Genomic DNA, 24,283 nt, shown 5'->3' on the forward strand with positions numbered 1-24,283 from the left:
TGCTTGAATCCTAAAAAACGATTATTTAGAATTATTTTAAATAGTAAAATCACATGGCTAAATATTTGGTAAGCATATTGGTAAATGATTAAATTTGCACGTTTTATAAAATAGTACTAACCATATCTTCAATACACATGTCAAAAGACATTCGAATTAAAAAAGGTTTAGACCTTAAATTGAAGGGAGATGCAGAAAAAGTAGTTTCTGTAGTTTCTCGCTCGAAAGTCTATGCTATTAATCCTTCTGATTTTAACGGAGTGACACCAAAAATGGTTGTTAAAGAGGGGGCAAAAGTTAAAGCAGGTGAAATAATTTTCTACTCAAAAAATGATGAGTCAGTAAAATTTGTTTCTCCAGTTAGTGGAACAATCCAAGAAATCAAACGCGGTGAAAAAAGAGTTATTTTACAAATTCTTATCACAGCAGATTCTCAAGACATTCACTTAGAGCATAGCAAAAAAAACCTAAAAGATTTATCTTCACAAGAAGTAAAAGAACAATTGTTGGCTTCAGGTTGTTGGCCATTTATCAATCAACGTCCTTATGATGTTATTGCTAATTCAGCAGACACCCCAAAAGCAATTTTTGTTTCAGCTTATGCTTCAGCACCTTTAACTGCAGATGTAGATTTTGTTTTAGAAAATAAAACAGAAGCATTTCAGGCAGGAATCGATGCATTAGCAAAATTGACTTCTGGAAAAGTCCATCTATCTTTAAAAGGCAAAGAGAAATCGGCTCTAGAAAACATTAGTGGCGTTTCAATACATAAAGTATTTGGACCACATCCAGCAGGTAATGTTGGTGTTCAGATTTCTAAAATTGACCCAATTAATGCTGGTGATCGAGTTTGGACTGTAGCTCCTCAGGATGTTGCAACTATTGGAGAGTTTTTCTTAACCGGAAAATTCAATGCAACGAAAACTATTGCGCTTTCGGGTTCAGAAGTTAAAGATGCCCAATATTACACTCTTATTTCAGGTGCTCAGATAAGCGATTTAGTTGCAGGAAAAATTAAAGGTGATAATGTTAGAATTATTTCTGGAGATATTTTTACTGGTAATAAAGTTACTCAAAATGGATTTCTAGGTTTTTACAGCAACACTGTAACGGTTATTCCTGAAGGTAATGAATATAGAATGTTTGGATGGATGCCATTTGCAAGTCCAAGTATTCATAGTGCTCAACGTACAGGGTTGTCGTGGTTAATGCCGGGAAAAAAATATGCTCCTAATACTAATTTAAATGGTGAGGAAAGAGCTTTAGTTGTTACAGGTGAAATGGAAAATGTAATGCCATTGGATATTTATCCAATGCAGTTATTGAAAGCTTGTATTGCAAATGACATAGATAAAATGGAAAATCTTGGGATATACGAAGTAGCCCCAGAAGATTTTGCATTGATTGATTATACTAACACATCTAAATTAGAAGCTCAAGTGATTATTCGTAAAGCTTTAAATTTAATGATAAAAGAAGTAGGATAGATATGAAATTTTTAAGAGATAAAATAGATCAAATTAAAAAGCCTTTTGGTAAAGGTGAGAAGTTTGAAAAATTTGCACCAGCTATTAATGCATTAGATACATTTTTATATGTACCTAATCACACTACGCACAAAGGTGCTCATATTCGTGATGCGGTAGATTTGAAGAGAACAATGATTACTGTGATTTTAGCATTAGTTCCAGCTTTGATTTTTGGAATGTATAATGCAGGATTACAACATTTTTCTCAAATCGAAGGTTCGGATATGACATTTATGCCATTATTCTTATTTGGATTATGGAAAATATTACCAATGATTATTGTTTCTTACGGAGTTGGTTTAGCGATCGAATTCGTATTTGCAATATATAGAGGTCATGAAGTTAATGAAGGTTACTTAGTAACTGGTTTGTTGATTCCGATGATTATGCCAATTGATTTACCTTTGTGGATGTTAGCACTTTCTGTAGTGTTCGCAGTTGTAATTGGTAAAGAGGCTTTTGGTGGTACAGGAATGAATATCTTGAATCCTGCGCTTGTAGCAAGAGCATTTGCATTCTTTGCTTATCCTACATTTATGTCAGGTGATAAAGTTTGGGTTGCCGATGCGACTACTGTCGATGGAATTTCAGGAGAAACTATCTTAGGTAAATTAGCAGCAGGTAAAGAAGTTGGTTACAATACAATGGATATGTTTGGAGGTTATATTCCAGGTTCTGTTGCAGAAACGTCAACTTTATGGATTCTTGTTGGAGCTGCAATTTTAATCATTACTGGAGTAGCTAGTTGGAGAATTATAGTTAGTGGATTTATCGGAGCAGCAATTATGGCACTTGGATTTGAAGCTTGGGGAGCAAATGCTCTTATGAGCTTTGGTCTTAATCATTTAGTTGTTGGTGGATTAGCCTTTGGTGTTGTTTTTATGGCAACAGATCCAGTTTCTGGAGCTCAGACTAATACAGGAAAACTAATTTATGGGTTTTTAATTGGTGTTTTTGGAATACTAATTAGAGTCTTTAATCCTGCTTATCCAGAAGGAATAATGTTAGCAATATTATTGTTAAATGTTTTTGCTCCTACTATAGATCATTACGTAATTCAATCTAATGTTAACAGAAGAAAGAAAAGAGCAAATGTTAACCAACTTAAAACCGCTTAATCATGGATAGAAATAGTAATGGATATACATTTTTGTTTGCCGGAATTATGGTTATTGTTGTTGGAGCTTTATTAGCTTTTACCGCGACTTCCTTAAAACCAGCACAAGATGAAAATGTAAAGAAAGAAAAAATGCAAAATATTCTTGCCTCGGTAGGAGTTGATGTAGATAGAGAAGCTGCAACTGCTAAGTTTGGTGAAGTTGTTAAACAACAACTTTCATTAAGTGAAGATGGTTCAGAAAAGTCAGATGTTAATGCTTTTAAAGTAGACTTAAAAGAAGAATTAGCAAAACCTGTAGATAAACAAACTTATCCTTTATATGTTGCAGAACAAGACGGAAAAAGTTTCTACATCATCCCTTTAAGAGGTGCTGGTTTATGGGATGCAATTTGGGGTTATGTAGCTTTAGATTCTGACATGAATACTGTAAAGGGTACTGTGTTTGATCATAAAGGTGAAACTCCGGGTCTTGGGGCAGAAATTACTCAAAAATGGTTTCAAGATCGTTTTGTAGGTAAAAAAATTAGAAATGAATCAGGTAAAATTGTTGGTGTTGAAGTTGTAAAAGCAAATGCTACTCCAAATGATGTTGATGCAATATCTGGAGCTACTATTACTAGTAATGGTGTTTCAGAAATGATTGCAGAGCGATTAGCACATTACCAAAGTTATTTTGATAAATTAAAAAAATAAGTCATGGCAGAAAAAAATAGTATTAAATCATTATTGGTTGATCCATTAGACGACAATAATCCAATTACAGTTCAAGTATTGGGTATTTGTTCTGCACTTGCAATTACAGTTCAATTAAAGCCAGCTATTGTAATGGCATTGTCTGTAATGGTTGTTACGGGTTTTAGTAACTTAATAGTTTCTTTAATGAGAAACTTAATACCAAATCGTATTCGTATTATCGTTCAGTTGGTTGTTGTTGCTGCTTTAGTAATTTTAGTAGATCAAGTATTGAAAGCTTACGCATATGATGTTAGTAAAGAATTATCCGTATTCGTAGGATTAATTATTACAAACTGTATTGTTATGGGACGTTTAGAGGCTTTCGCTTTAGCAAATCCTCCCGGTAAATCTTTTGTTGATGGAATCGGAAACGGTTTAGGATATGGGCTGATCTTGATATTAGTGGCTTTCTTTAGAGAGTTGTTAGGCTCTGGTAAATTATTAGGAATAGAAGTTTTAGGTCACAAAGGTGCAACACTTGCAGATTCTACTGGTTTATATGCTCATGGTTATGAAAACAACGGATTAATGTTGTTGTCTCCAATGGCTTTAATTGTTGTAGGACTAATCATCTGGGCTCAACGTGCAAGAAACCGTAAATTAATAGAAAACTAATATAGCTTAGCTATTAAAAAAATATAAAAATGCAAGAATTAGCAAGTTTATTTGTAAAAAGTATCTTCATTGAAAATATGATTTTCGCGTATTTTCTTGGAATGTGTTCTTACTTAGCAGTATCAAAAACTGTTAAGACAGCCGTTGGTTTAGGAGTTGCTGTAGTGTTTGTATTAGCAATTACAGTTCCAATTAACTATTTGTTAGATAATTATCTTTTAAAACCAGGAGCATTAGCATGGTTGGGAAGTGATTATGCTTCAATAGATTTAAGTTTCTTAAGTTTTATTATGTTTATTGCTGTAATCGCTTCTATGGTTCAGTTAGTAGAAATGGTAGTAGAGAAATTTGCCCCAGCTTTATATAGTGCTTTAGGTATTTTCTTACCATTAATCGCTGTGAACTGTGCTATCTTAGGAGGTTCATTATTTATGCAACAAAAAGCATTTACAGGAATATCACAAGCAGTAACTTATGGTTTTGGGTCAGGAATTGGATGGCTTTTAGCTATTGTTGCAATTGCTGCTATTAGAGAAAAAATAACTTATTCAAACGTACCAGCTCCATTAAAAGGATTAGGAATTACTTTCATAATCACTGGATTAATGGCACTTGGTTTTATGAGTTTTATGGGTATTAAAATATAATCAGAAAAAGAAAAGATTATGGAAATAGTATTAAGTGTATTAGTTTTTTTAACGATAGTATTCCTTTTAGTGGGAATGTTATTGGGTGCAAAAGCAAAATTATTACCATCAGGGCCAGTTCATATTAAAATTAATGGCGAAAGTGATATTGAAGTTGAATCAGGAAGTACTTTGTTGTCTACATTAGGAAACAATAAAATCTTCTTACCATCAGCTTGTGGTGGTGGTGGAACTTGTATTCAATGTAAATGTATTGTAACTGAAGGTGGTGGAGAAGCTTTGCCAACAGAGGTGCCACATTTTTCTAGAAAAGAACTTGCAGATGGTTGGAGACTTGGTTGTCAAGTTAAAGTTAAGAATGATATGGTTATTGAAGTTCCAGAAGAAGTATTTGGAATTAAAAAATTCGAAGCAAAAGTATATTCAAACTATAATGTAGCCTCATTTATTAAAGAATTCATCGTTGAATTACCAGATGATATGCATTATGAAGCAGGTGGATATATTCAAATTGAAATTCCAGAATGTGAAATAAAATATGCTGATATTGATATAACAGCTCATCCAGAAGAACATCCTGGTGACCCTGAAAAATTTAAAGCTGAATGGGATAAATTTAATTTATGGCCATTGGTAATGAAAAACGATGAATTGGTTGAAAGAGCTTATTCAATGGCTTCTTATCCAGCTGAAGGAAGAAAAATTATGTTAAACGTTCGTATTGCTACTCCACCTTGGGATAGAAATGCAAATGGTTGGGCAAAAGTAAATCCAGGAGTTGCTTCATCTTATATTTTCTCAATGAAATCTGGTGATCCTGTAGTTGTTTCAGGTCCTTATGGAGAATTCTTTATCAATGAATCAGAAGCAGAAATGTTATACGTAGGTGGTGGTGCCGGTATGGCTCCAATGCGTTCTCATTTATATCACTTATTCCGTACTGTAAAAACAGGAAGAAAAGTTACTTATTGGTATGGTGGACGTTCTAAAAGAGAGTTATTCTATACAGAACACTTTAGAGCCTTAGAGAAAGATTTCCCTAACTTTAAATTCTATTTAGCCCTTTCTGAACCAGCTCCAGAAGATAACTGGAAAATTAAAGAATCTATTGATGGTGAAGGTGACGGTTTTGTTGGTTTCATTCATAATGTAGTAATTGATAATTATTTATCTAAACATGAAGAACCAGAAGATATTGAATTATATTTTTGTGGGCCACCAATGATGAACCAAGCTGTTCAAAAAATGGGTGAAGACTTTGGTTTAGATCCGGATAATATTAGATTTGATGACTTTGGAGGATAATCTAAAAAACACAAAACCGATTCAGAAATGAGTCGGTTTTTTTTATTTTATGATTTGTTCTAAATTTTACATTTTCAATTTTATTATCTTTGCTTTATGGAAGAGCTTTCAGAACAAGAATTACACCAAATTGCAATGAATCATGTTGGCAGAGACCTTGAAAAAAAAGGGTTTGAATTCATCGCAATCAATAGTCAACTAAAAAAACATCCTCAATTTGTTTGTGTTGATACGCAAAATACATTACATTTTGTAATGGTTCAAGCAGTTCCGTATCCAATAAATCCAGACGAACCAAATGAGCTTTTTATAGATACATTTCTAAATCATGCCAAAAAGAAAAATGCTAAAGTTTTATTTGCTGGAGTTGGAATAGCAAATGCAGAAGACTTTGAAAAACCAATTTACACATCAACAGATTACATAATCAATTATAATGGATATAAAGAACTTAGTTAGTTTTATCGGAATAATAATTTTGTTTGCTTCTTGTAAAAAAAGTGAACCAATATTTCAAATCCTGCAAGGAGAAGCTCAAGGAAGTACTTACAATATAAAATATATTGCAAATGAAGAAGTAGTGTCAAAAGCACAAATTGATTCTATATTGTTAGCTTTTGATATGTCTCTTTCGACTTATCGTGATGACTCAAAGATTTCTAAAATTAATGCTGGTGATTCAACTGTAATTGTAGACGATTTTTTTGTGGAAACATTCAAAGCTTCCAATCAAATTTTTAAAGAAACAAACGGACTTTTTGACCCAACAATTGGCGTTTTAGTGAATGCTTATGGTTTTGGGCCAAGTCATCAAAGAAAAGATTTAAATCAGACACAAGTTGATAGTTTATTGAATTTTGTAGGATTTGATAAAGTGAAATTAAATGCAAACAAAACTATTTCAAAACTTCACAAAGAAACCTATTTCGACTTTAATGCAATTGCTCAAGGTTATTCAGTCGATGTGGTTGCAGATTTCTTAAAGTCAAAAGGTATTGAAAACGGAATTGTAGAAATTGGTGGTGAATTAATAGGTTTCGGAAAAAACATAATTGATAACAAAAATTGGATAATCGGAATTGATGATCCGTTACAAAGTCCAGAAGAAAGAACTTTAATAGCAAAAGTCAAAATCGAAAATCTTGGAATGGCAACTTCAGGAAATTATAGAAAAGTTGTAACAGATTCGATTACAGGTGAAAAATTTGTTCATACTATAAATCCAAAAACAGGAAAGCCTCAAAAAGGAAATGTTTTAAGTGCAACCGTTTTAGCACCAACTTGTATGATGGCTGATGGTTATGCAACTGCTTTTATGGTTTATGACATCAAGCAAGGAATTGAATTTGTCCAAAAACACAAAGATCTATTTGTATTATTGATATACATAGATGAAAATAATAAAGTACAACAATTCAAAACAGAAAATTTCAAGAGTTTAGTCCAATAAATTACTTATAACAAACTGGAATAATTTCTCCTTTGGCTAAACAATATTTCTCAACTAATTCAGGTGAAATGGTATTTGTATAATCTACTTCTTCAACCTTAAAACCAATGCTTCTTAATTTGTCAAAATAATCTCTTCCGTAAACACGTACGTGATCATATTGTCCAAATATTTTGGAACGTTCTTTTTGGTCAGTAATAGAATCATCAGAAAAAGTAACAGCACGAGATAAATCTTGAGGAATCTGAAAAATCCCCATTCCACTTGGTTTTAGAACGCGATATAATTCTTGCATCGCTTTAGTGTCATCTGGAATATGTTCCAAAACATGATTGCATAAAACAATATCATAGTGATTGTCTTCAAAAGGTAAATTACATATATCTGCTTTTACATCAGCCAAAGGTGAAAGTAAATCAGTTGTAGTATATTCTATATTTGATTGCTTTTTAAAACGCTTATAAAATTCTTGTTCCGGAGCAAAATGCAAGACCTTAAGTTTGGTTTCCGAAGTAAAAAAATTAGTTTCATTCTGTAAATACAACCATAGTAAACGATGTCTTTCCAAAGAAAGTGTACTTGGTGATAATACATTATTTCGTTGTGTTCCATAACCATAGGGTAAAAACATACTAAAACTTTTTCCGTCGATTGGATCGGTGAAACGATTTCCTCTCAGTAAAAAAGCTAAAATTGGTCGAACCACTATACTCAGTCGAATTAAGATTGGTCTTGGAATTGTATTAAGAATGAATTTGAATATTTTTTTCATATTTATTTTCCGTGAAAACGGAAATCTATTTTTTATACTTTATGGTTTAAATTAAAAAGTAACTTATAATACTAAAGCTTTCTGACGCAAGCCATCTTCTTCATTACTAACAATTCCTAAAGCTTCATAAATATATGCAAACGTAGAAAGTAATTCAGGTTTTCCGTCAACAATAGCAACATCATGTTCAAAATGAGCACTAGGTTTATTATCTGCAGTTGTAATTGTCCAACCGTCTTTATGTTGTTTGATGTTTTTTGTGCCTAAATTAATCATAGGTTCGATCGCAATTACCATTCCGTTGACTAATTTTTTCCCACGACCACGTTTTCCGTAATTTGGAACTTCTGGGTCTTCGTGCATTTTTCTTCCTAAACCATGTCCGCATAATTCACGAACTACACCATAACCATGCGCTTCACAATAAACTTGAACTGCATTTCCGATATCTTCTACGCGATTTCCGACTTTAGTAGCTCTAATGCCTTCGTATAATGATTCTTTAGTGATTTGTAATAATTTTTTCGTCGCTTCATCAACTTCACCTACTTCAAATGTATATGCATGATCACCATAAAAGCCGTTTTTTAAAGCACCACAATCTACCGAAATAATATCACCATCAACCAACGGAGTGTCATTTGGAATACCATGAACTACTTGCGTGTTTGGGCTCATACATAAACTATTCGGAAAACCATACATTCCTAAAAATGCTGGTTCAGCACCATGATCACGTATAAATTCTTCGGCTAATTTATCTAAATATAAAGTGGTTACTCCGGGTTTAATCTCTTTGGCAATTAGACCAAGAGTTTTCGAAACAATTAATGCACTTTCGCGCATTATTTCTATTTCTTCAAGGGTTTTTATAATTATCATATTCTAAATTTAATATGTAGCTATTTATTGTTTGTAAAAGTCTTATTGAATGTCATGAGTGAATATAGATTTATAATTATATATTGAAAATCATGACTATTTCAGAAATGCAAAAGTACAATTTTCTATTCAATTTATTTTTTACTTTTTTAGAAGCTATTTCCAGCTGTCCACTATATCTTTTTTGCCTCGTTTTAAGAACGAGGCAAAAAAGGATGTCGTTCTCATCTGGGCTAGGACTATAAACATTTAATAACTAATCGTTAAAGATGAGAAATGTCATTTTCTAACTACTTTTTCAACCTTATCTTTGTGCAAAATTATTAGGTATGTCAAAATATGTCACAGCAGCAGAAGCTGTAAAAGTAGTAAAATCTGGAGATAGAGTTTATTTACAAGCAGCAGCTGCAACTCCAACCATATTAGCAAATGCTTTAACAGAAAGAGCATCAGAATTAAGAAACGTAGAGATATGTCATCTTCATACAGAAGGAGAAGCACGTTATGCAAATCCAGAATTCGCAGAAAGTTTTCACGTTAATTCTTTTTTTATAGGAGCTAATGTTCGTCACACCCTAAAAGCAGGAAATGGTTCATATACTCCAGTTTTTTTAAGTGAATTACCAAGATTGTTTAGAAAAAACGTTTTGCCTTTGGATGTAGCCTTTATTCATGTTTCACCACCAGATAAACATGGCTATTGTTCTCTTGGAGTTTCAGTAGAAGCATCAATTGCTGCTATAGAAAATGCTAGAATAGTTATTGCACAAGTAAATCCACAAATGCCAAGAACTTTTGGTGACGGAATTCTTCACGAATCTGAAATAGATTATTTAGTAGATGTTAATGTTCCAATTTATGGACATGATGTCAAACCGTTTTCAGCTGTAGAAGAAAAAATAGGCTCTTATATTGCGTCTTTAATTGAAAATAAAAGTACGCTTCAAATGGGAATTGGTTCTATTCCAAACGCTGCATTAAGTAAATTGACAAATCATAAAGATTTAGGGTTACATACAGAAATGTTTTCTGATGGAGTAATAGACTTAATTGAAAAAGACGTTATCAATTGTAATTATAAAGGATCATTTAGAGGAAGAGCTTTGGCTACGTTTTTAATGGGTTCTAAAAGATTGTATGATTTTGTAGACGACAATCCATTTATAGAAATGAAAGAGTCTTCAATTGTTAATGATACAGCAAGAATTAGAAAGAATCATAATATGGTAGCTATTAATTCTGCAATTGAAGTTGATTTAACGGGTCAGGTTTGTGCCGATTCTATTGGTAGTACAATGTATTCTGGTGTTGGTGGTCAAATGGATTTTATTCGCGGTGCCTCATTAAGTGAAGGAGGAAAAGCTATTATTGCATTACCATCAATTACAAAAAGAGGTGAAAGTAGAATTGTTCCGTTTTTAAAACAAGGAGCTGGAGTTGTGACAACGCGTTCGCATGTTCAGTTTATCATAACAGAAAACGGAATTGCAGATTTATATGGAAAATCATTAAAACAAAGAATAAAAGAGTTGGTTAGAATTGCGCATCCAACACATCAAGAAAGGATAGAAAAGGAATATTATGAAACGGTAAATTGTATGTAATTCAAATGATTACAAATGAATAAATAAAAATATGCATATTAATATTTTAAAAAATAAAGTAGTATAAATGATTTTTGTATTATTTAAAAGATTATCTTTGTACCAATAAAACAATTTTTAGATGAACATTTTCGTAGGAAGTCTTCCATTCAGTATTGAGGAAGCAGATTTAAGAGGTTATTTTGAAGAGTATGGTGCTGTTGATTCAGTAAAAATCATTTCTGATAAATTCACAGGTAGAAGTAAAGGATTTGGTTTCGTAGAGATGCCAAATGATGAAGAAGCTCAAAAAGCAATTGATGAGTTAAACGGAGGTTCAATTGATGGAAGAACTATTGTAGTTAACAAATCAGAGCCAAAACCAGAAGGAGAAAGAAGAAGCTTTAACAATAACCGCGGTGGAAACACAGGTGGTGGTGGAAGAGGTGGTTATAACGACAGAGACAACAATAGAGGTGGAGGTCGTTTTTAATATTTCTTTTAAAAACAAAGAAAAATCCCGATGTATTTCGGGATTTTTTTTTGCTTAAAAATGTCTTTGAAAGGCTCAGACTGACATCTCGGATTTGAATTGGCAACTTTTTAAATTTAAAAATAATAGATTCATATTTACGTATTATCAATTAATTAAACAATTGTCACACTGAGCTTGTCGAAGTGCTTTTATTTTTTAATTCTATAAATTAGGATTTGCAATCGTTTTATACAAATTAACAATCGAATTATAGAATTCGTTTTCTAATTTTAAGACGTTAATTTGTGAGCTAACTAAGCTATTTTCTCTAGAATTTATTAAAAATATCGAGCTTTCACCTAAAGTAAATAGACGTTCTTCTCCAGAAAGCATAGTGTTATAGCTTTCAACTAATTCTGTATTTATACTTATTTGTTTTTCTAAAGAAGTAATTTCAACTTGTTGTGCTTCAATTTTATTTTTCAAACTAACACGTTCAGATGCAAGCATAAATTCAGAATCTTGGACTTTTAATTTAGCTAATTTTAGTTTTGCCCTTTCCTTTCGTAAAAAGATTGGGAATGAAAAATTTACACCAACCTTATAATCTTCAAATCTATAATTATCAAAAGCGCTAGGTTCAGAAATGTAATTGTAGCTCAAGTCTAATTTAGGCAATAACATGTTTGCACTTAATTTTTGTTCCGTTTTTAAAATATCAATTTTAGTAGATAAGGAATTTATTTTTGGATGGTTATTAATTTCAAAATTAATTAAATTATTAATTTCTAAAGTTTCCTTAATTGTATTTGAAAGTGTCATTTCTGGAAGTAGATTTTCATCTAACTCAATTGGAACATTATTTTCTAACCACAAATAATTAGACAATTCTAATCGAGATTTTTGCAATTTTAATTTTGAACTTTCTAAATTTAATCTTCTAGATTTTACTGTTATTCCAGCTTCAGTACTGTCAATAGCCGGTTTGTCTCCTTGCTCAATTAATTTTAAAACACCTTTGTAACGTGTTGTAGCATTTTTTAAATAATCTTGATAAAGTACTACTTCGCTAAAATTTTTCTTCCATTCAAAATAGGCCAAAGATGCTTTATGTAAAACATCAGTGGCTTCTATATTTCTTTCAGCTTCATTTACGGTTTGTTGCAATTTGGCATTTTTTAAATCAGCCATTCTTTGGTTTATAAATAAACCTTGGCCTATTGGAACAGTTATTCCTAATGAAGTTAAACCACTATTAGGTAAAGTCATATCTGGATTAACGTAAATACCTTCATTATTATCAAAAGCTGCTTTAATTTCTATACCGTACCAAGTTGGTATTTTAAAACTTCCATTAAAAATAGAATAGTAATTTTTGTCAGAAAATTGTTTTTTTGTATATTCAGCTTCTAATTTTGGATCAAAAGCACCGCGTGATTGCATTAGTAAAGCTTGAGCTTCGTTTAGTTTTAAATTAGCTTGTTTTACTAAAGGATGAAACTTTTTTACATATCCTAAGTATTCATTGTATGAAAACTCTTTTAAGTTCTTTTCCTGTGCAAATAAAGAAGCAGCAAAGAACAGCAATAGGTAAATAATTTTTTTGTTCATTGTTATTTTTTTTCTGTAACTGATTTTTCTGTTGTATAATAATTTGGAGGAAAACCATTTAGAGTTCTCCAAATCTCAAACCAAATTGGAACAGAATCTAATAAAGCAATAGTTTGTGTTCCGGCACCAATACTTAATTTTTTAGGCCATTCTTTTTCTGAAGGATCAGGAGCGATTAGTACTCTGTATTTTCCATTTTCACTTATGAAATTTTCTTTAGCTACAATTACACCACCAAATGTTCCGTATGAAGCACCAGGCCAACCACTAAATACGATTGAGGGCCAGCCGTCAAACCAAACTCTGACTTTTTCACCTTTATTGATTAATGGAAAATCTACCGGTGAAATATAAGTTTCAACAGCAATATCGAAATTCGAAGGCATTATACTAACAACTGGTGTTCCTTCTTTAACAGTTTCTCCTAAACCAGATTGTAAAGCTCTGTTGATATATCCGTTCTGAGGGGCAAGAATATAGTACATTCCATTTCTAATTTGGTAATTAGTGTATTGATTTTTTAATTTATTAACCTGTGCTTCTGTGTCAAATTGTGAGCTTAAAGCGGTTTGCTTATCACTCTGAGCTTTTGCTGTTTTTTCTGAATATTCGGCTAAAATTCTATTTAGTTCCATCCTTGCATTAAGAACTTCATTTTGAGCTGTAATGTATTTGTTTTCTTGTGTAATTATTTTTGCTTCTGTATCTTGTAATTTTACACGTTTTTCTTCCACATCAGTTAAAGGTTTTAAACCTTCTTTGTTAAGATTTATAGCACGATTAAATTGTGTTTTAGCAATAATTAATTGCGTTTTTACAGCTTCTAGATCAATACTATCACTTTGTACTTTTAAAAAAGATTGTTTTAACTTGTTTTGAGCTTGTTTGTATTTTAAAGCTCTTTCGCTTCCAATTGCTCCAATTTGACTTTCAAGAGCTTGAACCTTTGAAGCATAAGAATTGGCAGCACCTTGTTTAGCTGTAACTTGGTTTCCTGTATTTTCAACTAAATTCGGATCTAGGTAATCTTCTTTGATTTCTGATATAAATAAAATTGTATCTCCTTTGTTTACATAATCACCTTCATTAACATACCATTTTTCAATCCTACCAGCAATACCAGTTTGAATAGTTTGTGGTCTTTGATTGGGTTTTAAAGTAGTAACTTCACCTGTTCCAGAAACGTTTTGTGTCCAAGGAAGAAAAAGAAATATAAGTAGGCAAATGACACATGCCCAGATGGTTCTTTTAATCATTAAATACCCATTATTGTCTTTAAGTACTTTGGTTGATTTGTATTTACTCAAATCAACCCATTCATCTATTCTGTTCTTGGTTATATTTAACATAATAAATTATTTAATAGATTTAATTTGACCTTTGTCTAGTGTTATTATTTTGTTGCATTTTTCTTTCCAATATTTGCTTTTTGAAATTACTACAAGTGTCCAAGGATTAGATTTGTCAGTAAGCATATCGATTACTTTTCCTGCAGTTAATTTATCTAGTTTATCAACTGGTTCTTCTAAAAATAAAATTTTAGGTTTTGTGATTAACACTCTCGCTAGTAATATTTTTTGAACAGCTGATGAATTTATTTGTTTTCCTTCTGAAAGTAAAGTTGTTTCTAAACCTAAAGGCAATGATTTAATTAAGTTTGTTAATTCTAATTTTTCTAAAATTTCGTTAACATCATTCATTGATACTGTTGGACAACTACAAGTTATGTTTTCATAAATTGTCCCTTCAAATGTAGAATCGTTTAGCGTAATAACTCCTGTTTTTGATCTATATTCTTCAAATGAAAACTTTTTGTAGTTAGTGTTGTTTATAAAGATGGTTCCAGTCGATGGTTCAATTAATCTTGATAGTAATCGAATTAAAGTCGTTTTTCCTGAACCATTTTCTCCTTGAATTAATATTCGATCTCCATGATTTATTGTCAGATTTATGTCTTTTAAAACAGGTAAATCTGCATCAGGAAATTGAAAGGTTAATTGCTCTGTGCTAATGTTAATTTCATCAATGTCTAAAGTGTAATTGGTTGTGATTTTTTCTTTTTCTAATTCTAAATCTACAACTGTACCTAATTTTTCTAAAGAAGTTATGACATCATAAAATAATTCTAAGCCATAAAATAGTTTTTCAACAGCTGCAATTATTGTAATGATAACAATTTCTGCTGCTACAAATTGACCAATATTCATTTGTTGACTTAATACTAATATTCCACCAATTATTAATAATCCTGCAGAAATTAATACTTTAAAACCGGTTAGTTGTATAAATTGTCTTCTTAGTACTCTAAAGTGACTTTCTCTATATTGTAAATATTCGTTTACTAAGTAATCATTTTTGTTAAGCGAGAATTCAAATAATTTACCATTTTTAAAACTCAAATTATTACGGGCAATTTCTTGCAACCAGTGTGCAACTTTGTACTTATATTTAGATTCTTTTAAACTTGTTTTTAAACCTGAATCAAAATTAATTCTAAAAATCATGTAAAGTAATATCAATAATATTATTCCAAAAAAGATAAAGAAGGGATGATATAATGACAGTAACAAGATTCCAAAAATAATTTGTAAAGCAGCTGTAGAAACCTCCAAAATTAATTTTGAAAATCCTTTTTGAACATTTATAGTGTCAAAAAAACGATTCGCTAATTCTGGTGGTGAAAAATTATAAAGTTGTTCGAATTTTATTTTCGGAAAACGAAAAGCAAACTCAAATGAAGATCGAACAAAAATCTTTTGTTGTATGTTTTCTGTTATTCTAAATTGCATAATTTTTAGAATACCAACAAAGGCTACACCAGTTACAACTATAATTACCAATACGATCCAAGAAGTACTAACTTTTCCTGCTTGTATAAAATTTATAATGGCTTGTATTCCTAACGGAATCGATAAACTTATCAATCCACCAATAATTGAATATATTAACAATTGATATACATCTTTTTTATCAGCTTTTATTAAGCTTTTAAATCTTTCAATGGGCTTCATTTACAATACTTTTTTTATGATGTCTAAATAAAATTCTGTGATACAATCTTCATCAGATAGATTTGTAATTGTCTTAAAATGTTCTTTTAAATAATTCTGATGTAAAGTTCCTTCTACGATTGTTGAGGCTAAACTCTTTGCATAAGGATATTTTGGATTTGCTTCTTCAATCATTTCAATAATTCTGTAAATTACTCTTTTATAAACCAAAAAGAAACCTTCTTTGTTATCTTCATCAACTTCTTTGGTTAAAAGTGTTTTGGTGAATTCTGAAATTATGATTTTATTTAGAATTGATTCATCAATATGTGGTGTTTTTTGGTCGTCTTCAATTTTTTGAGTGATTAATTTGATGCCTTTAACTAGTTTTTCAATAGGATTTGAAATGTTATTGGTAGCAAAAACCAGGTTATACTCAACCCATGACCAATACCAACAAGATAGATAAACGAGTAGTTTGTGCTTGTTTTCAAAATAACGATATATTGAGCTCTCATTAGATTGAATTTTATCTCCTAATTTTTTAAATGTAAAAGATTCAAACCCAATTTCCTCAATTAACAAGATACTGTTTTGTATAATTCGTTTGCCTAAATCTGATGTTTCAGGATCTTTGACGTATAATTTATCATTAATTGTAATTTTGAAATTACTGAATAAATTTTGCATTTTATTATTTTTTTTTAAAAATTGAATCAGAAGTGAATTATAGTTTAATTTGAAAACCGAAATTTAATTCTAATATATCAATATCTTCTTGTTTGATAAAGTTTTTTTTCAAATCTAGATATTGTAAATTTTGTAATCCTTGTATTTCTAGCGGAAATTTTTTAAACTGATTGTCATTTATATATAAATATTCTAAGTTTTTTAAAAGCGTTATTTTAGCTGGCAGTTTGCTCAATTTATCATTTTCTAAATGTAATTTCTTTAAATTTGGTAATTTTGATAATACTTCAATATTTCTTTCAAACTTAAAATTAACTTCATTATTTAAATATAATTCTTCAAGTGTAGTTAAGTTTTCAAATGAAATAGGTAAGTTTTTAAAATCATTACCACTTAGATTTAATGTTTTTATTTTTTTTAATAAAATTATACCATTCGGAATCTCAGATAGATGGTCATTCTCTAAATTTAAATATTCAAGATTAACAAATTTAGAAAAGTCAATTTTATTAAAATCAATATCTTGATTAGATAAATTTAATCTTATTACTTCTTCAGGATGAAGCAATGCGTTCTCTATATTGTTTTCTGTAAGGCTGTCCTTGATGGTTTCTGTTTGAGAATATCCGTTAATAGAGAACATCAAAATAAAGAGTACCAATTTAAAAGCTATATTCTTTTTCATAATTATAAGTTTTACTCTGCAAATATAATAGTATTACTATTGCTATGTAAAAGTTTAACTTTTGATTAAGAATTGTTCAAAAAAAAATCCTGAGTTTATCAGGATTTTATGGCTTTTTTTGTTTTGTAATTATTCAGAGTAATTAGGTTTGTAGTCTTTTCCAGAGAGAATATCTAACATATCTTGTTCTAAACTCACTTTTGGAGATTCTACAATTCTATTAATTTCTACTCCTTTTTCATAAAAAATAAAAGTAGGAACATTTGTAATGTTTAAACCACTTTCAAGATTTTCTGGAGTTGTTTTGTTTCTGTCCATTGCAATTAAAGTGATGCCTCTTTCCTTAAATTGACATGCTTCTAGAACTTTATAGAAATCTGGAACTTGATTTTGACTGTCTTCACACCAAGTTCCCATAAATATAGTTATTGTAATATTGGTTACTTTATCTTTTAATTGATTTGTAACTTCTTCTTTTGGTTTGTACTCGTTAAACCCTGAAGTGTACCATGAATCAAATGGAGCCTTTTCTAAATCGATTTTTGTAGCTTTTCCGATTAACATTTTTTCATTGTTACTTGTTATGATTTTTCCGGTTGGACTACAATTAATAAATAAGAAAGGTAATATAAGTAGGATTATTTTTTTCATTATAGTAAAGATTTACAGGTCATAGCTTCTGGTTTTTGTATTCCCATCAATTCTAATATTGTTGGAGCTAGGTCACCTAAGACACCGTTGTTAATATTTTTTAATTCTTTGTCAACCAAAATAATTGGTACTGGATTAGTTGTGTGAGCAGTATTTGGACTTCCATCTGGATTAATCATGGTTTCACAATTTCCATGATCTGCAATAATAATTGTGGTGTAATTATTTTCTAGAGCAGTTTCTACTACTTCTTTTACACAAATATCAACTGCTTCACAAGCTTTAATTGCAGCTTCCATAACTCCAGTGTGTCCAACCATATCGCCATTAGCAAAGTTTAGACATACAAAATCAGCATCACCTTTTTTAAGTTCCGGAATTAAAGCGTCTTTTAATTCAAAGGCACTCATTTCTGGTTGCAAATCGTATGTAGCTACTTTTGGTGAGTTTTTTAATATTCTAGTTTCACCCACAAAAGGCTTTTCACGTCCACCAGAAAAGAAGAAAGTAACGTGTGGATATTTTTCTGTTTCAGCAATTCGAATTTGTTTTTTATTGGCTTTTTCTAAAACTTCACCAAGCGTTTCGGTGATATTGTCTTTATCATAAATTACATGAACATTGGAATAGGTATCATCATAATTGGTCATTGTAACATAATACAGATTCAATTTATGCATGTTTTGTTCGTGAAAGTCTTTTTGGGATAAAGCTTCGGTTAATTCACGTCCTCTATCAGTTCTAAAATTAAAGAAAATTACGACATCTTCATCTTTTATTGTAGCAATAGGCTCGTTTTTTTCGTCTACCATTACCATTGGCTCAACAAATTCATCGGTTATTTTATTTTTATAACTTTCTAAAATAGCTAAAGCTGCATCTTTCGTGCGTTTTCCTTTTCCGTTTACTAATAAATCATATGCTAATTTGACTCTTTCCCAACGTTTATCTCTATCCATTGCATAATAGCGACCTATTACTGAAGCTAATTTAGCTTTTTTAGTGTCAATATAATTGTATAAATCTTCAAGATACAATGCTCCAGATTTTGGGTCAACATCACGACCATCTGTAAATGCATGAATAAAAACCTTTTCTAATCCAAAATCTTCTGTAGCATCAATTATCCCTCGAAGATGAGAAGTGTGGGAATGAACACCACCATCTGAAAGCAAGCCCAATAAATGAACCGCTTTGTTATTGGCTTTAGCATATTGAAATGCATCTTGTAATACTTTTTCTTGGTTTAGAGTGTGATTAGCTACAGCTAAATTTATTTTAGCTAAATCTTGATATACAATTCTTCCTGCTCCAAGATTCATGTGACCTACTTCTGAATTTCCCATTTGACCTTCAGGTAAACCCACGTTTAAACCATCTGTCCTCAATTGAGCATTAGGGTATTTTGTATATAAACTATCTATAAAAGGAGTATTTGCGTTGTCTATTGCAGAAACTTTTGGGTCAGGAGATTTTCCCCAACCATCTAAAATCATTAAGATTACTTTTTTATTCATTGCCTTAGTTGTTTCTACAAATATAAGAAATTGAAGGCCTTGAGGTTTGAAAAAATCAAATAATATTCGAAATCGTTTTAGTTAAATAAGAAATTACAGCCAATTTTTAGCTTGATTGTAGTCAATAAAATAACGAATACTTACAGAAAAAGTGTGATTTAAATTATCTGCAAACACATTGTTTAAATTACTACCGTAACTTTTGTCAATAACTCGATTAAAATCAGCAGCGTTGTTTCGATATAAAACTGTTGCTTGACTGCCAGGTGCAAACCACCAAGAATAAGATAAATCTAAATTCCAAGTATTAAAATTAGAGTTTTTATTGGCGTTATAAGTATAGTTTTCAAGTAATAGACCATTCTCTTGCAAGTTGTAAAATTTGTTATTTTCTGCAAAGGACCAATAATGACGAACGGATAAACTAAAATTCATTTGACTATTTACTGAGTATTTTCCAGTAAGTGTATTGTTTACTGTATTTCTGTCTCTCCTAGCTAAAATGATGTCCTCTGTGGATGATAAATAGTCAACCCATCCAATATTATTTTTTTGAAAACTCGGACTAATAGCATAAATTAATGAAAACTTGTCACTAAACCTATATCTTGGACTAACATAAAAGTTATAATTTTCTCTGCCAGGTTCATTTAGTTTGTTATATTCTACATTTAAATCTAAAGCAAATTTGTTATTATAGTTAGTTGAAATATTAAACCAACTACCATAGTATTCTGGAATTATAAAATAACGATTGTTGATTCGTGCTTCATAGTAATCATAACTTTTAAATGGTCTTGCGTTAAAACCAAATCCAAAATAGTGGTTTTTCTTTGTTGATGAGTTAATATTAACATTAAAATTATTGTCTTGAATATAATTAGAAGTATTGTTGAATTCTAAATAGCTGTTCAGATTAACTCTAAAAGAATTAAAAATTTTAGTTGGATTTAAAATACGATAACTAGCACTTGAAAACACATCATAATAATTAGTCAAAAAATTAATACCTAAATCGTTGTTGTCAAATTCTTTTGAAACATAATCAGCACCTAAACTATACCTAATTTTTCCAGCAGTTTCGGCTACATAAATGGAAGAACTAATACCACTAGTGTTTTTTAAATCATAAACACTACTCATTGTTATTTTTCCTGCTAAATTATAAGTGTTTGCTTTTGTATTTAAATCAAAGAGTAATCCAGAAACATTTGCATCTCTAAAATCACCATCTCTTGTAACATTTGTATTAATAAAAGTTACTGATGAGTTTTGATTAAAACGTTGGTCAAAAACAGTTACATTGTAATTGGTCAAAGGAGAAACAATAGCTTCACGCGAAGTGTTATCATCTATGTTTCTAACATTTACAACTGTTTTTTTAGTAATTGCATTTAAAAAACCAATACCAAGCCCATCATTATTTCTGCCAGATATTTTTACAGCATTTAATAAGTTTACAGCACTCGGATATTCATCTATTGTTTCATTGTCTGCTAAATCAGGATAAAATTCAGGAGATGCTCCAATTCTTCTAGAATATAGCAAGCCACCTTTGCTAAACATATCTGTTCCTTCCGTAAAAAAAGGTCTATTTTCATTAAACTGTTGTTCAAAAGGACCAAGGTTTAAAACAACATTATCAAATTTTGTTTGTCCAAAATCGGGTACTAAAATAGCATCTAAAGTAAAAGCATCATTTAATCCGTATTTTACATCTAAACCACCTTTTTGAGTAAAAGTAGTTCCGTCTTTAGTTGAGTTTATATAGGAAGACGCATATGGAATTAAGAATAATCGAGTAGGTGGAGTTATTTTTTGAATACCATTTAATACTCCAGCTTGTTGAGAAAAAGCACCAATTTCATTATCGATGTGATTCCAAGTGTATTTTTGCCTGCTTCGTCTTACTTCTCTAAAAAAATTTATTCCCCAAGTTTGAATATTTGTACTTGGAAATCGAAGTGCAGCATAAGGAATCTTAATTTCAACAACCCAGCCATCATCTGTTATTTTTACTTTACTGTCCCAAATTGCATTCCATGAGTAGTCTTCTCCATCTTGTGATGTAAAATTACAATCAGCTTGACCATTTGCAGCAGAAACATAGAACTGAAAATCTTGCTGTCCATCATTATAACCATTTATAAAAACACCAAATATGTCACTTGTTCCAAAATTATCTCTTTCCGTAATTTCTTTTAAAATTTTTGTTGGTTCACTGTCATAAAGAATAGCTCCTATGTAAACTGCATCATTATCATAAATCACCTTAACTTCAGATTTTAATTCTTGTGGTATTGGTGTTCCATTCTTGGGTTCAAATGAAATAAAATCACTTGCAATAGATGCATTTTTCCAATCTTCTTCATTTAATTCACCATCAATAGAAATAGAACTAGAAACATAAGCAGCTTGAAGTTGTTTTTTTGGTATTACTTTATTTTCTTGTCCAATAGAAAAATTAGAAAAGATTAATAATAAAACAATGATTTGTGATTTCATGAAAGAAGATTTTTGCAAAAATACTTTTATTTTTTTTTTTGAACTTCTTTTAAGAAAAGATTAAGATTTTATTCACTGTGTTTGAAAACATTTTTAGCTTGATTATAATCAATATAATATCTAAAACTAATTGAAATTGTGTTGTTAGGGTTATTAGATAAAACATTTTTAAAGTTATCTCCCAGATTAGTGTTAAAAGTTCTTTCTCCTAAACTTGAATTATTTCTGTATAAAACCGAAACCAAACTACCAGGAGCAAACCACCAAGTATAAGAAAAATCAAAATTCCAAATGTTTCTATTAATATTTTTGTTTAAGTTATAAGTTAAGTTGTCATCAAAATAACCGTCTTCTCTCAAAGTAAGAAACTTGTTGTTTATAGCATAAGCCCAATAATATCTGACTTTTAAATTAAAGTTCATCACATTATTAATTGAGTATTTACTAGTAAATTGCTGTTCTAATGTGTTGACGTTTCTCCTTGCGTAGATAATATCATTATTATCATAATCCACTAGTCCTATGTCGTTCCTATTCTTTATGCCTCTCGCTGTATAACGAATATAAAATTTATCACTAAAACGATATTCTTGCCCTAAAGTAAGTGTGTAGCTTTTGCGACCAGGTTGATCGTGCTTAATAAAGTTACTCGTTAAGTCAAAAGAATATTTTCTATTTTTATTGGATGAAATTATAGAAGTAAAGTCAATGTATTTTGGATTGTAATTAAACCTTCCATCAATCCCTGGAAAATAAAAGTCAAAAGTTTCAAAAGGACTACCTTCTATAGTAAACTGAAAAATATCATTTCTTAAATTATATAAAAGAGAAGAAACGCTTATTGTTCCGATTTGTAGTTTTCCAGTAGAGTTTTCAAACTCTGAATTTAAATCTGTTTTAAGTCTTATGTTATTAAATGTTTTTGTTCTTTTTAAAGCTCGATAACTTGCATTTGCATTGAATGAGTAGTAATTATTTCTAAAAATAATGCCAAGATCATTGTGGTCATAGTCTTTTGAAATATATCCAGAACCAAAACCATATTGGTATTTTCCTTTAGTATCACCTATAAATATGGATGAATTTGTCCCTCTTTTAATTTCATCTATATTGTTTACATAACTAAACTTACTATCACCTGATAATTTGTAGCTATTTGTTTCAGTATTTAAATCAAAGACTAATCCAGAAACATTTGCATCTCTTCCTTCACCATTTCTAACAACGCTAGTGTTGATAAATGAAACTGAAGAATTTTTTCTAAATCGTTGGTCTAAAACAAAAACATTGAAGTTTGTAATAGGTTCAACTAGTTCTTTTCTAGTTTGATTTGCTGGAGTATTAAATATTGTAGCATAAGTATTTTCAGTAATTGCGTTTAAAAATCCAATACCTAAACCTTTAGATGTTCTTCCAGATATTTTTGTGGCATTTAATAGGTTGGTTGTAGTTGGATATTCTGTAATTTCTTCATTAGAAGTAAGAGTTGGTTCTAAAGTTGGAGTTCCACCAATTCTTCGTGAATAAAACAAATCCCCTTTATTAAACAAATCTGTTCCTTCTGTAAAAAAAGGTCTGTTTTCATTAAATTGTTGTTCAAAGGGACCTAAAACTAGATTGACATTGTCGAAAGTTGTCTGGCCAAAATCAGGTACGAGAATAGCATCTAATGTAAAGGAGTCATTTATTCCATACTTTATATCCATACCAATTTTGAATTTATTGTCAGATCCGCTATCATTATTGTTATGATAATAAGAAGTATAAGGAATAAAGAATAATCGAGTTGGAGGTTTTATGTTTTCAATTCCTTCAAGAATTCCAGCTTGAACAACTTCATTGTTTAATTTAATGTCAATAAAATTCCAGCAATAACTTGTGTTCTCTTTTTTAATATCGCGATACATGTTTAAACCCCAAGTTTGTTTTTCGCTTTCCGAGAAACGCAAAGCAGCGTAGGGTATTTTAAATTCAGCAATCCAACTGTTTTCTGTGATTTTTACTTTACAATCCCAAATAGCATCCCAAGAATAATCTTCTCCGGCAGAAGTTGCAATTGCATCTAATTGAACACCAGCGGCACTAATAAAAAAGCGATACTCTAATTGATTGTCATTAAAGCCATTGAAAAACACTCCAAAATGATCTGAAGTTCCAAATTCATCTCTAAGTTTTATTTCTTGTAGTATGTTTTCTGGATTGTCATACATGATTGCTCCAACATAAATAGCATCGTCATCATAGATTATTTTAACTTCAGTTTTTTTAGTAGGATTTTCTTCTTTACCATTGTCAGGATAAAACATTATAAAATCTGTTGAAGGTATTGCGTTTTTCCATTCCTCTTCATTTAGTTTTCCATCAATAGAAATATGGCTATTAACTCTATGAGTTTTGGCGACTTTTTTAGTAGAAGTTTGTGCATTAAGTATATATGTACTAAAAAGAAGTACATAAAAATAAATAAGTCTTTGAGGCATTAGTATAGAGTTGGGGCTACAATGATAAATAAAAGTTAATA

General features: G+C 30.5%; 21 protein-coding genes. 10 read left to right on the forward strand and 11 right to left on the reverse strand.

The genetic code is table 11. The features are described from left to right. Positions 1-137: 137 nt before the first annotated feature. The 8 genes from G507_RS0114920 to G507_RS0114955 all read left to right on the forward strand — a co-directional run bounded on the left by G507_RS0114920 (position 138) and on the right by G507_RS0114955 (position 7,401). Positions 138-1,487, forward strand: coding sequence for a Na(+)-translocating NADH-quinone reductase subunit A (locus tag G507_RS0114920; RefSeq protein ID WP_026718246.1), 1,350 nt, complete (start codon positions 138-140; stop codon positions 1,485-1,487). A 2-nt stretch (positions 1,488-1,489) separates the two neighbouring features. Beyond that, positions 1,490-2,647: an NADH:ubiquinone reductase (Na(+)-transporting) subunit B gene (locus tag G507_RS0114925; RefSeq protein ID WP_026718247.1), complete on the forward strand. Its 1,158-nt coding sequence runs from the start codon at positions 1,490-1,492 to the stop codon at positions 2,645-2,647. A gap of 2 nt (positions 2,648-2,649) precedes the next feature. Further along, positions 2,650-3,342 carry an NADH:ubiquinone reductase (Na(+)-transporting) subunit C gene (gene nqrC / locus G507_RS0114930; RefSeq protein WP_035666398.1) on the forward strand — a complete coding sequence of 231 codons (693 nt, stop codon included), beginning with the start codon at positions 2,650-2,652 and terminating at the stop codon, positions 3,340-3,342. 3 nt (positions 3,343-3,345) lie between these two features. Continuing rightward, entirely contained in the window at positions 3,346-3,999 is a 654-nt protein-coding gene (locus tag G507_RS0114935; RefSeq protein ID WP_026718249.1) for an NADH:ubiquinone reductase (Na(+)-transporting) subunit D, read from the forward strand. 29 nt (positions 4,000-4,028) lie between these two features. Continuing rightward, on the forward strand, positions 4,029-4,646 hold the full coding sequence (nqrE, locus tag G507_RS0114940; RefSeq protein WP_026718250.1) for an NADH:ubiquinone reductase (Na(+)-transporting) subunit E: 618 nt from the start codon (positions 4,029-4,031) through the stop codon (positions 4,644-4,646). 18 nt (positions 4,647-4,664) lie between these two features. Continuing rightward, complete coding sequence (gene nqrF / locus G507_RS0114945; RefSeq protein ID WP_026718251.1) at positions 4,665-5,951, forward strand: NADH:ubiquinone reductase (Na(+)-transporting) subunit F; 1,287 nt, start codon at positions 4,665-4,667, stop codon at positions 5,949-5,951. Between the two features lie 96 nt (positions 5,952-6,047). Next, positions 6,048-6,410: a hypothetical protein gene (locus tag G507_RS0114950; protein ID WP_026718252.1), complete on the forward strand. Its 363-nt coding sequence runs from the start codon at positions 6,048-6,050 to the stop codon at positions 6,408-6,410. Next, on the forward strand, positions 6,388-7,401 hold the full coding sequence (locus tag G507_RS0114955) for an FAD:protein FMN transferase (protein WP_157496625.1): 1,014 nt from the start codon (positions 6,388-6,390) through the stop codon (positions 7,399-7,401). The genes G507_RS0114950 and G507_RS0114955 overlap by 23 nt, the downstream gene beginning before the upstream one ends. 1 nt (position 7,402) lies before the next feature. Here G507_RS0114955 and G507_RS0114960 read toward each other — a convergent pair whose 3' ends face one another. Then, positions 7,403-8,173 carry a class I SAM-dependent methyltransferase gene (locus G507_RS0114960; protein WP_026718254.1) on the reverse strand — a complete coding sequence of 257 codons (771 nt, stop codon included), beginning with the start codon at positions 8,171-8,173 and terminating at the stop codon, positions 7,403-7,405. A 63-nt stretch (positions 8,174-8,236) separates the two neighbouring features. Beyond that, complete coding sequence (gene map / locus G507_RS0114965; protein ID WP_026718255.1) at positions 8,237-9,055, reverse strand: type I methionyl aminopeptidase; 819 nt, start codon at positions 9,053-9,055, stop codon at positions 8,237-8,239. 329 nt (positions 9,056-9,384) lie between these two features. Between map and G507_RS0114970 the strand changes: the two genes are divergently transcribed. Further along, the gene (locus G507_RS0114970) at positions 9,385-10,659 is read left to right on the forward strand and encodes an acetyl-CoA hydrolase/transferase family protein (protein ID WP_026718256.1); all 1,275 of its coding nucleotides are present in this window, start codon (positions 9,385-9,387) and stop codon (positions 10,657-10,659) included. A 121-nt stretch (positions 10,660-10,780) separates the two neighbouring features. Then, positions 10,781-11,131, forward strand: a complete 351-nt coding sequence (locus tag G507_RS0114975) for an RNA recognition motif domain-containing protein (RefSeq protein ID WP_026718257.1) — start codon at positions 10,781-10,783, stop codon at positions 11,129-11,131. A 204-nt stretch (positions 11,132-11,335) separates the two neighbouring features. Here the strand turns inward: G507_RS0114975 and G507_RS0114980 are convergent, their stop codons facing one another. From G507_RS0114980 to G507_RS0115020, 9 genes are all read right to left on the reverse strand, one after another. Further along, the gene (locus tag G507_RS0114980; RefSeq protein ID WP_026718258.1) at positions 11,336-12,724 is read right to left on the reverse strand and encodes a TolC family protein; all 1,389 of its coding nucleotides are present in this window, start codon (positions 12,722-12,724) and stop codon (positions 11,336-11,338) included. Positions 12,725-12,726: 2 nt separating this feature from the next. Next, the gene (locus G507_RS0114985) at positions 12,727-14,073 is read right to left on the reverse strand and encodes an HlyD family secretion protein (protein WP_026718259.1); all 1,347 of its coding nucleotides are present in this window, start codon (positions 14,071-14,073) and stop codon (positions 12,727-12,729) included. Positions 14,074-14,079: 6 nt separating this feature from the next. Next, the gene (locus G507_RS0114990) at positions 14,080-15,735 is read right to left on the reverse strand and encodes a peptidase domain-containing ABC transporter (RefSeq protein WP_026718260.1); all 1,656 of its coding nucleotides are present in this window, start codon (positions 15,733-15,735) and stop codon (positions 14,080-14,082) included. After that, a complete protein-coding gene (locus tag G507_RS0114995; protein WP_026718261.1) occupies positions 15,736-16,404 on the reverse strand; it encodes a TetR/AcrR family transcriptional regulator in 669 nt (222 codons plus the stop codon). It lies immediately after the preceding gene. A gap of 37 nt (positions 16,405-16,441) precedes the next feature. Continuing rightward, positions 16,442-17,089: a leucine-rich repeat domain-containing protein gene (locus G507_RS0115000; RefSeq protein ID WP_026718262.1), complete on the reverse strand. Its 648-nt coding sequence runs from the start codon at positions 17,087-17,089 to the stop codon at positions 16,442-16,444. A gap of 129 nt (positions 17,090-17,218) precedes the next feature. Further along, a complete protein-coding gene (locus tag G507_RS0115005) occupies positions 17,219-17,740 on the reverse strand; it encodes a thioredoxin family protein (RefSeq protein WP_035666401.1) in 522 nt (173 codons plus the stop codon). Continuing rightward, positions 17,740-19,257 (reverse strand): 2,3-bisphosphoglycerate-independent phosphoglycerate mutase, encoded by a 1,518-nt coding sequence (gene gpmI / locus G507_RS0115010; RefSeq protein WP_026718264.1) that lies wholly within the window; start codon positions 19,255-19,257, stop codon positions 17,740-17,742. Before gpmI ends, G507_RS0115005 begins: the two co-directional genes overlap by 1 nt. A gap of 93 nt (positions 19,258-19,350) precedes the next feature. After that, positions 19,351-21,762: a DUF5916 domain-containing protein gene (locus G507_RS0115015; protein WP_026718265.1), complete on the reverse strand. Its 2,412-nt coding sequence runs from the start codon at positions 21,760-21,762 to the stop codon at positions 19,351-19,353. A gap of 68 nt (positions 21,763-21,830) precedes the next feature. After that, the gene (locus G507_RS0115020; protein ID WP_026718266.1) at positions 21,831-24,242 is read right to left on the reverse strand and encodes a DUF5916 domain-containing protein; all 2,412 of its coding nucleotides are present in this window, start codon (positions 24,240-24,242) and stop codon (positions 21,831-21,833) included. Positions 24,243-24,283 lie beyond the last annotated feature (41 nt).

The organism is Flavobacterium gelidilacus DSM 15343, assembly GCF_000422685.1.
Lineage (GTDB): Bacteria > Bacteroidota > Bacteroidia > Flavobacteriales > Flavobacteriaceae > Flavobacterium > Flavobacterium gelidilacus.